The organism is Nonomuraea insulae, from assembly GCF_042656245.1.
Map to the genome: position 1 here is coordinate 1 of NZ_JBHSPA010000047.1, position 13,770 is coordinate 13,770.

18 protein-coding genes are annotated in these 13,770 nt (G+C 69.3%); 10 read left to right on the forward strand and 8 right to left on the reverse strand.

The window, feature by feature from the left end; all coding sequences use genetic code 11:
• Together ACFPZ3_RS37235 and ACFPZ3_RS37240 are read left to right on the forward strand one after the other, a co-directional pair.
• Nucleotides 1-677, forward strand: a 677-nt coding sequence (locus ACFPZ3_RS37235; RefSeq protein ID WP_379519032.1) for a DUF4127 family protein, incomplete at its 5' end; no start/stop codon positions are given.
• A 120-nt stretch (nt 678-797) separates the two neighbouring features.
• Complete coding sequence (locus tag ACFPZ3_RS37240; protein ID WP_379519033.1) at nt 798-1,202, forward strand: hypothetical protein; 405 nt, start codon at nt 798-800, stop codon at nt 1,200-1,202.
• Between the two features lie 43 nt (nt 1,203-1,245).
• On the opposite strand, the gene ACFPZ3_RS37245 is transcribed toward ACFPZ3_RS37240, so the two are convergent.
• Nucleotides 1,246-1,386 carry a (2Fe-2S)-binding protein gene (locus ACFPZ3_RS37245; protein ID WP_379519034.1) on the reverse strand — a complete coding sequence of 47 codons (141 nt, stop codon included), beginning with the start codon at nt 1,384-1,386 and terminating at the stop codon, nt 1,246-1,248.
• Between the two features lie 39 nt (nt 1,387-1,425).
• Here ACFPZ3_RS37245 and ACFPZ3_RS37250 point away from each other — a divergent pair, with 39 nt between their 5' ends.
• Nucleotides 1,426-2,082, forward strand: a complete 657-nt coding sequence (locus tag ACFPZ3_RS37250) for a TetR/AcrR family transcriptional regulator (protein ID WP_379519225.1) — start codon at nt 1,426-1,428, stop codon at nt 2,080-2,082.
• Nucleotides 2,083-2,319: 237 nt separating this feature from the next.
• Entirely contained in the window at nt 2,320-2,601 is a 282-nt protein-coding gene (locus ACFPZ3_RS37255) for a hypothetical protein (RefSeq protein ID WP_379519035.1), read from the forward strand.
• A gap of 169 nt (nt 2,602-2,770) precedes the next feature.
• Here ACFPZ3_RS37255 and ACFPZ3_RS37260 read toward each other — a convergent pair whose 3' ends face one another.
• Nucleotides 2,771-3,085 carry a hypothetical protein gene (locus ACFPZ3_RS37260; RefSeq protein ID WP_379519036.1) on the reverse strand — a complete coding sequence of 105 codons (315 nt, stop codon included), beginning with the start codon at nt 3,083-3,085 and terminating at the stop codon, nt 2,771-2,773.
• A gap of 209 nt (nt 3,086-3,294) precedes the next feature.
• Between ACFPZ3_RS37260 and ACFPZ3_RS37265 the strand changes: the two genes are divergently transcribed.
• A complete protein-coding gene (locus tag ACFPZ3_RS37265) occupies nt 3,295-4,041 on the forward strand; it encodes a ferritin-like domain-containing protein (RefSeq protein ID WP_379519226.1) in 747 nt (248 codons plus the stop codon).
• A gap of 33 nt (nt 4,042-4,074) precedes the next feature.
• On the opposite strand, the gene ACFPZ3_RS37270 is transcribed toward ACFPZ3_RS37265, so the two are convergent.
• A complete protein-coding gene (locus ACFPZ3_RS37270; protein ID WP_379519227.1) occupies nt 4,075-4,698 on the reverse strand; it encodes an acyl-homoserine-lactone synthase in 624 nt (207 codons plus the stop codon).
• 180 nt (nt 4,699-4,878) lie between these two features.
• Nucleotides 4,879-5,709, reverse strand: a complete 831-nt coding sequence (nadE, locus tag ACFPZ3_RS37275) for an ammonia-dependent NAD(+) synthetase (RefSeq protein ID WP_379519037.1) — start codon at nt 5,707-5,709, stop codon at nt 4,879-4,881.
• A gap of 241 nt (nt 5,710-5,950) precedes the next feature.
• Between nadE and ACFPZ3_RS37280 the strand changes: the two genes are divergently transcribed.
• Nucleotides 5,951-6,991, forward strand: coding sequence for a LacI family DNA-binding transcriptional regulator (locus tag ACFPZ3_RS37280; RefSeq protein ID WP_379519038.1), 1,041 nt, complete (start codon nt 5,951-5,953; stop codon nt 6,989-6,991).
• A 28-nt stretch (nt 6,992-7,019) separates the two neighbouring features.
• Here the strand turns inward: ACFPZ3_RS37280 and ACFPZ3_RS37285 are convergent, their stop codons facing one another.
• A complete protein-coding gene (locus tag ACFPZ3_RS37285) occupies nt 7,020-7,748 on the reverse strand; it encodes a helix-turn-helix domain-containing protein (RefSeq protein ID WP_379519039.1) in 729 nt (242 codons plus the stop codon).
• Nucleotides 7,749-7,822: 74 nt separating this feature from the next.
• Here ACFPZ3_RS37285 and ACFPZ3_RS37290 point away from each other — a divergent pair, with 74 nt between their 5' ends.
• Complete coding sequence (locus ACFPZ3_RS37290; RefSeq protein ID WP_379519040.1) at nt 7,823-8,752, forward strand: LLM class flavin-dependent oxidoreductase; 930 nt, start codon at nt 7,823-7,825, stop codon at nt 8,750-8,752.
• Here the strand turns inward: ACFPZ3_RS37290 and ACFPZ3_RS37295 are convergent.
• On the reverse strand, nt 8,747-8,872 hold the full coding sequence (locus ACFPZ3_RS37295; protein WP_379519041.1) for a hypothetical protein: 126 nt from the start codon (nt 8,870-8,872) through the stop codon (nt 8,747-8,749). The two genes, ACFPZ3_RS37290 and ACFPZ3_RS37295, sit on opposite strands and share 6 nt — an antisense overlap.
• 207 nt (nt 8,873-9,079) lie before the next feature.
• On the opposite strand from ACFPZ3_RS37295, the gene ACFPZ3_RS37300 reads away from it, so the two are divergent.
• The 3 genes from ACFPZ3_RS37300 (at nt 9,080) to ACFPZ3_RS37310 (ending at nt 11,358) form a co-directional block, all read left to right on the forward strand.
• Nucleotides 9,080-9,634, forward strand: coding sequence for an EF-hand domain-containing protein (locus ACFPZ3_RS37300; RefSeq protein ID WP_379519042.1), 555 nt, complete (start codon nt 9,080-9,082; stop codon nt 9,632-9,634).
• Nucleotides 9,631-10,623, forward strand: a complete 993-nt coding sequence (locus ACFPZ3_RS37305; RefSeq protein ID WP_379519043.1) for a terpene synthase family protein — start codon at nt 9,631-9,633, stop codon at nt 10,621-10,623. Before ACFPZ3_RS37300 ends, ACFPZ3_RS37305 begins: the two co-directional genes overlap by 4 nt.
• 138 nt (nt 10,624-10,761) lie before the next feature.
• Nucleotides 10,762-11,358 (forward strand): GNAT family N-acetyltransferase, encoded by a 597-nt coding sequence (locus ACFPZ3_RS37310; protein WP_379519044.1) that lies wholly within the window; start codon nt 10,762-10,764, stop codon nt 11,356-11,358.
• Between the two features lie 26 nt (nt 11,359-11,384).
• Here the strand turns inward: ACFPZ3_RS37310 and ACFPZ3_RS37315 are convergent, their stop codons facing one another.
• Together ACFPZ3_RS37315 and ACFPZ3_RS37320 are read right to left on the reverse strand one after the other, a co-directional pair.
• On the reverse strand, nt 11,385-12,533 hold the full coding sequence (locus ACFPZ3_RS37315; protein WP_379519045.1) for a hypothetical protein: 1,149 nt from the start codon (nt 12,531-12,533) through the stop codon (nt 11,385-11,387).
• Between the two features lie 76 nt (nt 12,534-12,609).
• The gene (locus ACFPZ3_RS37320) at nt 12,610-13,731 is read right to left on the reverse strand and encodes a substrate-binding domain-containing protein (protein WP_379519046.1); all 1,122 of its coding nucleotides are present in this window, start codon (nt 13,729-13,731) and stop codon (nt 12,610-12,612) included.
• Nucleotides 13,732-13,770 lie beyond the last annotated feature (39 nt).

Consider the following 13,770-nt stretch of genomic DNA (forward strand, 5'->3'; position numbering starts at 1 on the left):
GTCACGGCCGTCCCATCCGCTTCAGCGTGGTCAGCGGCGACCCGGCCGGGCTCGACATCGACGCCGCCTACGAGAGCCTGCCCGCAGGAGCCGGCGCCCGCAGGCAGAGCCTCGCCGCCGGCGCCCACGTGGCCGAACCCGGCCAGGACGCCGACGTCGCCCTCGTCCTGCACACCCCCGACCCCGGCCGTACCGACTGGTGCGGCAACCCGCCCAGCCCGGACCCCGCCGCGGTCGCCGCGACCGTCCGGGCGGTCCGCGAATCCGGCGCGCCCGTCGCCCTGGCCGACGTCCGCCACACCAACGGCGGCGACCCTGCCCTGGTCGAGGCGCTGCGGGCGGAAGGGCTCGTGGACCGGCTGCTCGCCTACGGCGGCTGGAACACCGCGGGCAACACGATCGGCTCGGTGGTCGCGGCCGCTGTGGCGACCGTCGTCGGCACCCGGGAGAACACCCTCGACAGCACCGCCGCCCGCCGCCTCCTCCTGCATCGCCTGACCGAGGACTACGGCTACCAGGCGATCGTCCGCGCCGGCGAGCCTGACTCCGTCGCGGCGCACGAAAGGCTCAAGCCCATCCTGCACGGGTTCGCACCGGACTGGACGATCGACGACGTCAGGTTCCCCTGGAACCGCTCCTTCGAGATCGACTTCACCCTGGCGCCAGGTCATCGGTAGGACGCCGCGGACACATCCGAACAGGAGCCAACACATCCTCAACAGATCCTCAACACGGCGGGGCTCACACTCTCCGAGAGGCCGGTTCCGAAAGTAGGAGTCAACGGAGAGGGAATCCATATGCGTCTTTTGAGCAAGTCCTCCACGGCAGTGCTCGCGACCGCCGGCGCGATCGCGAGCCTGGCCTTGGCGAGTGCCCCGGCCGCCCAGGCCGCGACCTCCTCGGTCCCGTGCATATCGATCCCGGCCAGCGGCCCGAATCTGGACGACGGCTTCGGTGTCATGAAGGGGTCCTACAACCTCAAGAACAAGCCGCTCATGAACGATTGCAACGTGAAGCGGATGCACAGGGGCCAGGTGCTCTACTTCAACTGCTGGAGAAAGAACTCCCACGGCAACCTCTGGGTCTACGGGCGGGTCAAGGGGACCAGGACGTACGGGTGGATGTCCGAAGACAACTTCAGCTCCATCCGCGGCTCCAGCTACCCGACCTGTAACTGGAACAAGGACAAGGACCACACGTAACGCGATGTGAGGCAGCGCTCGCCGCCTGTCGGCGAGCGCTGCCTCACATGTTCCCGGCGCCGGCCTCGATGGCTTCGCGGATACGGAAGCAGGTGCCGCAGCGGCAGATGTTGCGCAGGCCGTCGAGGTCGGCGTCGGTGATCCCGCGGCCTTCGGCGGGTGTTGGGGGATGAGGCAGAATCAACTACAGGAGGTGATCGTGGAATCCGCGTTGTCGGGCCTCATGACGCCGTCGACCTCAGAGTCGTTGCTCGAACGCGCATACCTTGATGCCGTCGGACGGGTCGACGACACCGACGAGCTCCGTGCCCGCATACTCGACGCCGCATATGAGCAGTTCTGCCGGATGGGAATCAGGCGGTCCACCATGGAGGACGTCGCCCGGCGGGCCAAAGTCTCGCGGATCACGGTCTACCGGCGCTTCGCCACGAAGGACGCGCTGGTCGAACATGTCGTACGCCGGGAGTTCCGCCGATACTTCGACCAGTTCCTCATCGACATCGAACAAGCCGGCACCGCCGCCGATCGCGTGGTCCTGGGCTTTGTGAGCTCGCTACGCGCCATCCGCGACAACCCGCTGATCGGCGGTCTGATCGCCACGGAACCGGACCTGCTGGTGCCCTCCATGATCGCCGACGGGGGGCAGACCCTCGCCACCGTGCGCCGGTTCGTCGCCGGCCAGCTCCGCCACGAGCAACGCGCGGGCAACGTCTCCGGCGACCTGAACACCGACCTCGTGGCCGAGATGATGGTCCGGATCTCCGCCTCCTTCCTGGCGACTCCCAGCCACGTCATCGACCTCGACGACGACGCGCAACTGGCCGCGGTGGCCCGGCAGTTCCTGGTGCCCATGCTGAAACCAACCGGCTCCCCGCTTTGACGGCGCGGACGAGCCGTCCTTGCGTCTGAGCGGCCCGCACGGGCTCACCCTGCCGGTGCGCCCGCGACGCGGATGATACCTGTGTCGGATGCGGCGGAGTGGATCAAATCGCCCCATAGAGGAACCTTTCCGATATGCAGAGACATCGGACAGCATGACTACCTTAAGTAGTTGGAATATGACTTTCTGTGACTTCGATCGAACCGGATCGGATCTCAGGAACTAGAGGAGTGCAACATGAAGGCACGTCAGATGGGCGGGGCATGCGCCGTCGCCATCGCCCTGCTCACGACCGGGGCGATCACGGGTTCCGGCGCGGCCATGGCCGACGATCACCAGGCGCCGAGCAGGGTCACGGTGTGCGGCACCGGCCCGGTATACCGCTCTTCCCACGTCCGCATCGAAGTCAAATGCGACATCAGAGTCAATGTCGAACGCCGCAAGCACACGGACGAGCCCGCCGACTACGTCGCCGACGACCAGCTGCTAGAGAACATGGACGAACTGGCCGAGCAGTGAGCCTCTCCTACTAGGTGGGACGCGCCGGCTGTCCGCTCGTCGCCCCATACGTAACACCGAGGAACGGGCCGCCCCTCGGACCGCACACCAGGAGGAAGGTGTACGGCCCAGGGGGCGGCCCAGCGCAATTCGCCAACAGTGCCGCCGGGGCGGAGGCCTTTTCGGCGCTTCAGCAGGTGTCGGCACCGTCGAAGGAGCGGACGCCTCGTGGCACCTGGGAGGAGATGGTCTGGCGGGGGTCGACGGTCTGGCAGTCGCTGTCGGTCCCGCGGGCCCATTTGATTTTCAGTCGAATCCGGGTGTTGCAGTCATTGCGGGCATATCCGGTCTTGGTGATCCTTCCCGTGGTTTGCCAGACGGCCACGCACATCGGGGCGCTGCCTGCCGGCGCTGCGGCCCAGGCTGCGGCCGGGCCGGTGGTGATGGGCGTGAGGAGGAGCGCGGTGGCGGCGGCGCTGACAACGGGGAGCGCGACTCGGCGCATTTACAGCCCTTCTGTCCCTGTTCCACGGCCGGGCGGTTGCCCGGTCAGAGGAGCGAAACGGGGATAGAAGAGAAGATCTCAAACAGATAACAGGATCGGCCAGGGTGCTGTCGTACAGGCTGTGAGCTGTGGTTTTGGGTGTGTCGCCTGTAACACTGGCGGCCCGCCGAGCAGAATGCGGACAGACAGCATAAAGGAATTCATATCGGATAGTCAGGCAGGAGATGGATCACTTCGCGCTGGCGGGGAACCTGCTCACGGCGGTCGGCGGCAGGCCGTCGGTGACCCACACGGATTTCCTGCCCGTCTACCCGGCGGACGAGCTCCCCGGCGGCATCCCGCAGACACTGCCGATCGACCTCAAACCGCTGGTCAAGGACCAGATCGCGGTGTTCATGCAGATCGAGCAGCCAGACTTTCCCCCCGTCGCCCGCCTGGCGGAGCCGCCGCCGACGATCGGCGCCTTCTACGACACGATCATCGAGACGTTCCGGGAGACCAATCCCGCGATCGATCCGAACGCCCGCGCGGTGAAGGTCCGCCTCGCGCGGCCGATCCGGACCGTCGCCGACGCGATCGAGACGATCGACCGGATCAAGAGCGAGGGAGAAGGCGTACCCGATTCGCCCGACTCGCCCACCGGTGTGAACACGAGCCACGCGCACTACTACCTGTTCAAGGAACTCTACGTAGGAAAGCGGCTGATCAAGGTCGGTGATGAGTGGAGCTACAGCGGCGCGCCCATCACCTTGCCCGAGGTGCACCACTTCGAGCCCTCGACGGCGGAGCCGGAACTGTCGCTGGAGTTCCGGCGCATTCTGACCCAGCTGATGACCGACCTGGAGTCCTGCTGGACATCGTCGGCGGTGCCGAACGTGTCGGCGATGCTCGACCTGAAGTCTGTCGGCAAGGACCTCATCGGACGCGGCGTCCGCCCGGAGTTCGTCTGGGCGTGAAGACGGTTCCGACACCGATTCGGAGGAACGTCCTCAGCCACCGTGGCAATGCGTCTCCCCTTCGGGCGCCGGAAGCGCGTTCTCCAGGAAATCCCTGGTCGACGTGGTGTAGGCGGAGCAGAGAAGCCTGCCGATGCGCATCGCTCTGCCGCCACCGAGGCGCCGGGTGCTCACGCCGGTGGCATTCGCGCTGCGTTCCAGGGCCACGCTGGAGACCGCGACCACGGTGTCACCGTGCTGATCGACCCAGCGGAACGCCTCCCAGAGCAGCGCGAGGGCAAGGGGGCCGAGACCGCCCGCCGCGTTACGCGACCAGGCGCGCCCGGTGGCCAGTCGGCTGAGCTCCCAGACGGCCGGATCGCAAGGAGCCAGGCCGCCGTGCAACATCTCGGAAAAGACGTCGCGCAACATGTACGGACCGTCGGTGGGCAGCAGCCGGCAACATCCGGTGACCTCCTGGCAGCCCTCCACGTAACTGATCACATAAACCGGATCGCAGTCGTCGTAGAAATCGCGTTCCCTGCCGTCGAGGCTGTCGACGTCCCAGCCGAGACGTTCGTAGAACACCTCGTGGCGGAGCCGGAACATGCCGTCGAGCAACCACGCCGGCAGTTCGTCCGCTCCGCCGACCACGATCCGTTGCGCGCATTTCACCATGAACACCCCCGCGCATCCACCGGCTCCCCTCCCGCTGTTGTCCGCGGAGGCGAGATCTCAGGACGATATGGGCTGCCGTACGCCGGAGTCTTCGTGAAATCGCGCAAGGTCGAGGCGCGCGGCGGGACGGCGTTCATCACCCTGCGCAAACCGCGGGCGGGGGTGCCGGATCCTGGAGGCTCAGGGGGCGATCGGCGGCTGCCTCTTGTGCTCGGTGAGCCGGTAGCGGTGGACGATGGTCGCGAAGGCGGCCTCGTCGACCGGCTTGCCCTCCAGGAGATCGTCGATGTCGTCGTAGGTGACGCCGAGCGCCTCCTCATCGGGCCTGCCCGGGTTGAGCGTCTCCAGGTCCGCGGTCGGGGTCTTGTGAACCAGCACGGACGGCGCCCCCAGAGCCTGCGCCATGGCCCGCACACGCCGCTTGGTGAGGCCGGTGAGCGGAACCACGTCGGCCGCGCCGTCGCCGAACTTGGTGAAGAAGCCCGAGACCGCCTCGGCGGCGTGGTCGGTGCCGACCACCAGGCCTTGGTGCGCGTTCGCCACCGTGTACTGGGCGATCATGCGCTGCCTGGCCTTGATGTTGCCGCGCACGAAGTCCTGGTGGTGCGCGTCGCGGAAGACCACGCCGCCGGCCAGCACCGCCTCCAGCGCCGCGTCGCTGACGGGCTTCACATCGACGGTCAGGCTCCGGTCCGGCCGGATGAACTCCAGCGCCAGCTGCGCGTCCTTCTCGTCAGCCTGGTCCCCGTAGGGCAGCCGCATCGCGTAGAACGTCGCATCCTGCCCGGCGGCACGGACTCGCTCGGCCGCGAGCTGGCACAGCCGGCCCGCGGTCATGGAGTCCACACCGCCGCTGATGCCCAGCACCAACGAGCGCATACCCGTGGAGGTCAGCTGGTCGGCGAGAAAGGCCACCCGGCGCTCGATCTCCTGCAGCACGTCGAAGGACGCGCTCACCTGGAGATCGCGGGCGATCTCCTGCTGCGGGGATGTGGGCGACAAGTCGGTCACGGTTACTCCTTGGTCTGACAGGTGGGCAGGATCCGGGCAGCGGCAGCTTGCCGATCAACGTGCCGTCGGGGGTCGTAGCGGTGCAGCCCGGATCCGTCTGGGGCGGTCGGGCCATATGCCCCCGAACCGGGCGCTGATCACCCGTGAGCTTATCGCCGGCGCATGAGAACCGGTCAGAACGGGCCACCCTCCAGCGGACTCTCGAGCTCGCCGGTGGTCATCGCGTCGCTAGACTGCGACCATGACCGTGGAGCCGTCCCCTCTCACCATCGCCCAGCTCGCCGAGCTGGCCGGGGTCTCCACCGCGACGGTGTCCAAGGTCGTGAACGGCCGCTCGGAGGTCTCGTCCGAAACCCGGGCCGCCGTCGAAGAGCTCATCCGCCGGCACGGCTACCGGCGCCAGCGCCGCCGATCCATCTCGGCGGCCCTGGTGGAGCTGGTCTTCCACGCGTTGGAAGGCGACTACCCCATCGAGATCATCAAGGGTGTCGAGGAGGTCGCGCACGAGCACCAGCTCACGGTGGGGGTGTCGGAGCTGCAGCACGACCCCGCCCCCGGCCGGGGCTGGGTGGAGGGGGTGCTGCGCCGCCGTCCCACCGGGGTCGGGGTGATCGCGGTGTTCTCCAGCCTGGCCGAGACCGAGCGGGAGCAGCTCGCGCACCGCGAGATCCCTCTCGTGGTGGTGGATCCGGCCGACGACCCCGGCAAGGGCATCCCGTCGGTGGGCGCGAGCAACTGGAACGGTGGCCTGGCCGCCACCCGCCACCTGCTGGAGCTGGGGCACCGCCGCATCGCCATCATCACCGGCCCCGACTACGCGCTGGCCGCCCGGGCACGGTTCGACGGCTACCGTACCGCCCTGGACATGGCGGGTGTGGCGGCCGACCCGGAGCTGGTGGGCCGGGGTGACTTCCTCATCGAGGGCGGCCTGGCGCAGGCGCGAAGGCTGCTGCGCCTGCCCGACCCGCCGACCGCGATCTTCGCCACCAACGACGGTCAGGCCATCGGTGCCTATCACGCGGCCCGCGAGCTGGGCGTGCGCATCCCCGAAGAGCTGAGTGTGATCGGCTTCGACGACCTGCCGCCGATGCGGTGGGCGATCCCACCGCTGACCACGATCCGCCAGCCCCTCACCCAGATGGCCAAGGCGGCGGCCACGATGTTGCTGACGCTGGCTAACGGCGAACCGCTGCCGCAGAGCCGCGTCGAACTCGCCACCGAACTCGTCATCAGGGAGAGCACCGCCGCTCCCCCGCGCGGTTCCTCCAGAAACCGCTCGTGAGGAACGGCGGGCCGGACCGTTCAGCGGCTCACGTGGCCAGCAGCGCCGCCGTGGTCGCGTCGGCGGGCAGGAACGCCTCCAGCTTCAGCTCTGCCACGGTCACGTCGAGCGCGGTCGCGAACGTCGTGATCGTGGTCGTGAGCCGCAGTTCGCCGCGCGCCGAGCGCAGCCGTACCGGGACGGCGAAGCCCACGTGGTCGGGGCCCGGCGCGGAGTGCGGCACGTAGCCGGACAGTTCCTCATACAGCTCGTCGTCCCGGGGGATGCGGTCGAGGATGTGCTGGGCCCACTGCTCCAGGTTGACGATGCGCGGCGCCATGCCTTCCGGGTGCAGGGAGAGACGCAGCACGTTGACCGGCGGGCGCAGCAGGTGTTCCGCGACGCCCTCGGTGAGCAGGTCGATGGCGTCGTTGGCGAGCACCAGGTCGTGCCGCGCGTCCACGACGATCGCGGGATAGGGCAGGTGCCCGGTCAGGATGTGCCGCAGCGCGGTGCGTACGTGCTCCAGGGCCGGGTCGTCCAGCGGGGTCCGCGGGTAGACGGGGGCGTAACCGGCCGCGAGCAGGAGTTCGTTGCGCTCCCTGAGCGGCAGGTCCATCGACTCGCTGAGCCGTACCACCATGGACCGGCCGGGCCGGGAGCGGCCGCTCTCCATGAAGCTGAGGTGGCGTTGCGTCGTGCCCGCGCGCAGCGCGAGGTCGAGCTGGCTGAGACGGCGGCGCTGCCTGGTCGAGCGCAGGGCATGGGGGAAGTCCACGTGTCCAGTGTGCCGGATCGTTCATTCCTTTGAGGGAATTGTCGTCATTCCCGGGAGGGAGCACGATCCGTCCCATGAACACGCGACTGGGGGTTCTGCTCCCCACCAACCACAGCCAGTGGGACGACGCCCGGCGGCTGGTCGACTTCGGCGTCCGCGCTGAACGGCTCGGCTACGACTCGGTGTGGGCCAACGACACCCTGCTCGGCCCGCGCGTCGAACCGCTGGCCATGCTCGCCGCCCTCGCACCGGCGACCGAGCGCGTCACGCTCGGCACGGCGACGCTGCTGCCCGCCTTCCGCCGTCCGGTCACGGCCGCGCAGGAGCTCGCCTCCATCGACCACCTGTCTGCCGGGCGTTTGCTCCTCACCGTGGGCGCGGGCTTCCCCGGCCGGTCCGAGATCGAGTACGCGGTGTCGGAGGTGCCGTGGGAGCGCCGCTTCGGACGGCTGGACGACACGGTGGCCCTGTGGCGGGCGCTGTGGGCGGGCGAGCGGGCCTACCACGGCAAGGTGCTGCGCTTCGACGAACTGCCCGAGTGCACGCCCTCCTACCGGCCAGGCGGGCCGCCGATCTGGCTGGCCGGGGCGAGCCCGTCGGCGCTGGAGCGCGCCGGGCGGCTCTACGACGGGTGGCTGCCCTACCCGCCCGATCCCGCCGACTACCGGACGGGCCTCGCGGCGGTACGGCGCACCGCCGCGTCGACGGGACGCCCCGTGGACGCGCTCACCCCGGCGCTGTTCGTCACAGTGCTGGTCACCGACGACGTGGAAGGCGGAGAACGGCAGCTCGACGCCTACTGCCGGGCCACGTACGGCCTGCCGTACGAGACGGTGCGGACGATCCAGGCGATGGTCGCGGGCCCGGCCGGGCAGGTGGCCGCCACGCTGGCCCGCTATGCGGCGGCGGGCGCGGAACACCTCATCTGCCGCCTCGCGGCGCCGTCCCTCGACGCTCAGCTCGACCAGCTGGAGCTCATCGCCGAGCTCGCCCGCCTGCTATGAGGAGCGCCGGTTCGGCACGTCCTGGGCGAGCCGCGCCCAGGCCTCGGCGAGGCCGTGCGGGTGCTCGTCGCCGAGCCTCGCCGTCGGCCGCCGCACGATCCTGCCCGTCGGGATCGGCACCGCCGCCTACGTCGTGCTCGTCAACGCCTTCTGACGCCCGCCCGCGTCCTGGACAGCCGATCCCGATCGTGGTTCCCCAACTGATCCTTTCCCGTGCTGGTCCGGCCGCCGAGCAACGATCTTGTCACGTGTCGGCTACATATAGCGATCGAAGAGATGCATAGAGTGTCTGCCGGGAGTCCCGCTTCACCGACGAAAGGCAGCGCATTGGCCACCGATCTCCAGGTCCTCAAGATTGACCGGTCGTTCACCCACATCGACGTCGACGGCAACGGCGTCATCACCCGTGACGACCTGCAGGGCCTCGGCGCCCGCCTGCTCGTCGGCTTCGGCGCCTCGCCGGCGGGGACACAGGGCCGGAGCGTGGCCGACTCCTTCGACGCCCTCTGGGACACGATCGCCGCCGCGGCCGACCTCAACGGCGACAGCCGCATCACCCCCGGCGAATACCGTTCCTCGCTGATCGCCTCGTTCATCGACGGCGACCGCTTCGAGCCGATCTTCCGCCCGGCGATCGACGCGGTGCTCGCCCTGGCCGACACCGACGGCGACGGCCTCGTACAAGCGGAGGAGTTCCAGCTGATCCACGAGGCGTTCGGCCGGTCCGAGCAGGACAGCGAGCAGGCCTTCGCCGCGCTCGACCGCGACGGCGACGGCGCGCTGAGCCGTGGCGAGCTGCTCCAGGCGGCGCGTGACTACTACACCTCCGCCGACCCCAGCGCCATCGGCAACCTGCTCTTCGGCAGCCTTCCTGCCGCATGACGGCGCCTGCCGACGCCCGGCCGCACCTGCACCCTCTCCTCCAGCGAGTCCCCGCCCTGCTCGGCCGGTGCCGCATGCACCCGCGCGTCGACGCCGCCGGGCAGCAGGTGCTGAGCTGGGCTCGGCAGACCGGGCTGGCCGGTAACCCCGAGGCTTCGCGGCACCTGCCCGCCATCGACGGCCACCGCATGGCCGGGCGGGTGTTCACCGACTCCGGCGACGACAAGCTCGTGCTGTTCTCCCAATGGCTGACCTGGGTCGTACTGCTCGATGACCACTGGGACGAACGATTCCGCCCCACCTCGCAAGAGATCGACGACACCTACACCCGGCTGCTCCACGTGGTCGACCACGATCACGCGCCGGCGCACGCCGACCCCATGGAACGCGCCTTCACCCAGCTCTGGCAGGTCACCTCGGCGGGCATGGGCCCCGCCTGGCGCGGCCGGTTCCGCGCCCACCTGGAGCTCAACCGCCAGAGCACCCACTGGGAGATCCGCACCAGGCGTACCGGGCAATTCAGCCCGCTGGCCGACTACCCACGCCATCGCCGTGTCGCCTCCGCCTCGTTCATCTTCGACGCGGGCGAGGCCGTCCTCGGCACCGAACTGCCCGCGTCCCTGATGTGCCTGCCGGCCTGGAGCGACCTCGCCGACGCCGCCAACGACGTGGCCGTCTGGTGCAACGACGTCCTCACGTTGGACAAGGACGAGCACGAGGCTGATCTGTCCAACTACGTCCTGGCCGCCCAGCACCATCTCGGCCTGCCCCCCGACGCGGCCGTCTCCTGGGTGATCGACCGCATCGCCGCCCGCACCACCGACCTGAGCCGCGCCGCACGCGCGCTACCCGCCGTCTACCGCGGTCTCGGCCTGTCCCACGGCAGCGCCCGGGCGGCCAGCAAGGTCGCCTGCGCCTACCTCGCGCTCCCCCACGCCACCCTGGAGTGGACCTGCGAAGCGGCCCGTTACCGTGCTCAGCGGATCTGACGGCGCCGGCTCGACCTCCTGCGAAGTGGAGGAGTGCGGGATGACCATGGGGGTGGCCGTACGCGGGGATCAAAACTGGGCCAAGCGTGACAAAATGGGCCAGTCTGTCCGATCGTCACCGCCAGGAGAAGATGAGGCGTGAGGTCAGCTCTGTCGACGCCGCCTGCCATCCCCGCCGGCACCCTTGCCGCCGGCCCGCAACCGACGCTCTCCGCCCCGGGCGGCCTGCTCCTGCGGCCCTGGGAGCCTTCCGACGCGCCGGTCTTCCTCGCTGCCTACCGGGACCCCGAGATCCGGCACTGGCACACTCGCCAGCCCGCCTCCGAGGACCAGGTCCGTGAGTGGTTCGATCAGTATCGTCAGGCCTGGGCGCAGGAGACCGGCGCGAGCTGGGCGGTCACCCACGGCGGCGGAGAGGTGCTGGGGCGGATCGCCATGGGCGGGATGAATCTCGATGACGGTGTCGCGGGGTGCGCGTACTGGGTGCTCCCCGCCGCCCGTGGAGCGGGTGTCGCCTCCCGCGCGCTGACGGCCCTGAGCGTCTGGGCGCTGGGCGAGGCGGGGTTCCACCGCCTGCATCTGGATCACTCGACCCGCAACGACGCCTCCTGCCGGGTCGCCGTCAAATCCGGCTTCCTCCTTGAGGGCACCAAGCGCAGCGACGCCGTCCACTCCGACGGCCGGCACGACATGCACCTGCACGCCCGCATCCGAGGCGACGAGCTCCTCGCCTGACGCCGCGAAGGCACCTACAGCGCGCCTCAGGCGTGCGGCGTGCGGCAGTTCGGGTGCTGAGGCCGGAAGCGGATCTCCAGGAAGCGCGCGCGGTTGTTGCCGATGTCACGGAAAAGGTCGTCGATGCTCGTGCTGTTGACGTTGTACGACACGACGAGCGTGTTCGGCCGGCTCAGCACCGGATGCGCCGCGACGTTGTAGGTGTAGACGTCGCCCGACGCGGTGTCGTCGTACTCCGGCTGCCCCTCCGGGGTGTCGTAGACCTGCCGGCGCGTGACGCCGGCGAAGCCGAAGGGGGTGGACGCGGTCAGGGTGTAGATCGCGGAGCCCAGGAAGCTGTCCGTCGTGACCATGACGTACTGCCCGTTCACCTCGGAGACGCCGTACGACGAGCCGACGTCACCGGCGATCGCCGTCGAATCGTGCTCGTCGGCGGACCATCCGCTTCCCGTGAAGAACTCCCACGTCCCGTCCAGCTCGCCCTTGCGGGCCCGCGCGACGAAGGCTTCCTTGGTGCCCGGCCACTCCTTGAGCTGCCGCACGCCGTAGATGTAGATGTGCTCGCCGACGGGCAGGAGTTCGACGCCCCAGGTGATGCCGGCCGAGTCGTACGTGGGCACGACCCGCTCGGCCTTCAGGTCCGGCAGGGAGAGAACGGCCAGGTCGGTCCCGATCCACTCGAAGCCGAAGTGACCCTCCCCCGCCTTCTGCTGCTGCGCCTCGAAGACGTAGAGCTTGCCCTCGTCGACGATGCCGTCGGCGTTCCAGTACCAGGGCCGGTCCGTGCCGGGCGGCCCCACGATCGGCAGGGGCTCCTGCGCGGTGCCGCCGCCCAGCAAGGTAGTGAGCGGCCGGCTGGTGACGATGGTGTTGTGCACCGGGTCGTGCGGCCGGATGGAGCGCCCCGGCCCGACCGGCCCGAGGAAGGTGTCGTTGAACAGCCAGGCGACCCGCCCGTCCGGCAGCGCGGCGGAGTACGTGCCGTCGGCTCCGGCCCATTGTCCGGCTTCCGCGCGATCTCCGAACCGGTTCCAGGCCTGCTGGGTGCCTACGTCGGGCCGGACGCCGGCGACGACGAGGTCGCAGGCCGGCGCGGTCGCAGCCAAGACCGGCCCCGCGGTCGTGCCTGCGAGGAGGAGAGCGACGAGGCCGGTCCAGGTACGCGAAAGATTCACGAGGCTTCCTCAAGGAGTGCCGTTCGCGCGCCCCGGGATCAGTCCGGGACGCGCGACGGCATCATCGGTGCCGGCGCTACTTGGTGAGGGGGGCCAGCTTCGGGTCGTTGGCGTAGGCCTCGGCCGCGTTGTCCTTGGTGACGATGACCGGCGGGAGGAGGTACGACGGGACGACCTTGACACCGTTGTCGTAGGACTTGGTGTCGTTGATCTCGGGCGTGCCGCCCGTCTGCAGGGCCTTGACCATGTTCACGGTCGCGGTGACCAGCTTCCGCGTGTCCTTGTTGATCGTCGAGTACTGCTCGCCGGCCACGATCGACTTGACGGACTCCACCTCGGAGTCCTGGCCGGTCACGACCGGGACCGGCTTGCCGGCGCCCTTCACCGAGGTGATGATCGCGCGGGCGAGGGTGTCGTTCGGGGACAGGACGCCGTCGAGGGTCTTGCTGCCGTTGTAGGTCGAGGTCAGCAGCGAGTCCATCCGCTGCTGCGCGTTCTCGGCCTTCCAGCCCTGGATCGCGGTCTGCTTGATCTCCGCCTGGCCCGAGCCGACGACGACGTCACCCTTGTCGATGGCCGGCTTGAGCACTTCCATGGCGCCGTTGAAGAAGACGGCGGAGTTGTTGTCGTCCGGCGAGCCGGAGAACAGCTCGACCGTCCACGGGCCCTTGTCCTTCTTCGCCTTCATGCCGTCGAGCAGGGCCTGCCCCTGCAGCTGGCCGACCTTGAAGTTGTCGAAGGCGATGTAGTAGTCCACATCCGGCGTGTTGGTGATGAGCCGGTCGTAGGCGATGACGGTCGTGCCGGCCTGCTTGGCCTGCGCCACCTGCGTGGCGAGCTGTGCGGCGTCCGTCGCGCCGATGACGATCGCCTTCGCGCCCTTGGTGACCATGGCGGAGATCTGCGCCTGCTGGTCGGCGACGGTGGTGGACGCGCCCGCGTACTGCACGTCGGATTTGAAGCCGGCCTCCTTGAGGCCGTTGGCGAACAGGTCGCCGGCCAGCACCCAGTTCTCCGAGGTCTTCGACGGCAGCGCGACGCCGATCAGGGCGTCGGCCGCGAAGCCTTTGGCGGCGGCGGTGGCGCCACCGGTGCCGGCGCTGGTGGCGCCTTCGCGCTCGTTGGAGCATGCGGCGCTCAGCGTGAGCAGCGCCACGGCACCGGCTACCGCGATACTCCTGGTGAGGAATGTGCGCATCGTGAAAATGAGCCCTTCTTGCAGTGATACGGGGGGTGA

Excerpts from the sequence above, each read along its gene's own strand:
- ACFPZ3_RS37240 (WP_379519033.1), top strand. The coding sequence starts at position 798 with ATGCGTCTTTTGAGCAAGTCCTCCACGGCAGTGCTCGCGACCGCCGGC.
- ACFPZ3_RS37250 (WP_379519225.1), top strand. The coding sequence starts at position 1,426 with ATGACGCCGTCGACCTCAGAGTCGTTGCTCGAACGCGCATACCTTGAT.
- ACFPZ3_RS37255 (WP_379519035.1), top strand. The coding sequence starts at position 2,320 with ATGAAGGCACGTCAGATGGGCGGGGCATGCGCCGTCGCCATCGCCCTG.
- ACFPZ3_RS37260 (WP_379519036.1), bottom strand. The coding sequence starts at position 3,085 with ATGCGCCGAGTCGCGCTCCCCGTTGTCAGCGCCGCCGCCACCGCGCTC.
- ACFPZ3_RS37270 (WP_379519227.1), bottom strand. The coding sequence starts at position 4,698 with ATGGTGAAATGCGCGCAACGGATCGTGGTCGGCGGAGCGGACGAACTG.
- ACFPZ3_RS37280 (WP_379519038.1), top strand. The coding sequence starts at position 5,951 with ATGACCGTGGAGCCGTCCCCTCTCACCATCGCCCAGCTCGCCGAGCTG.
- ACFPZ3_RS37290 (WP_379519040.1), top strand. The coding sequence starts at position 7,823 with ATGAACACGCGACTGGGGGTTCTGCTCCCCACCAACCACAGCCAGTGG.
- ACFPZ3_RS37305 (WP_379519043.1), top strand. The coding sequence starts at position 9,631 with ATGACGGCGCCTGCCGACGCCCGGCCGCACCTGCACCCTCTCCTCCAG.
- ACFPZ3_RS37320 (WP_379519046.1), bottom strand. The coding sequence starts at position 13,731 with ATGCGCACATTCCTCACCAGGAGTATCGCGGTAGCCGGTGCCGTGGCG.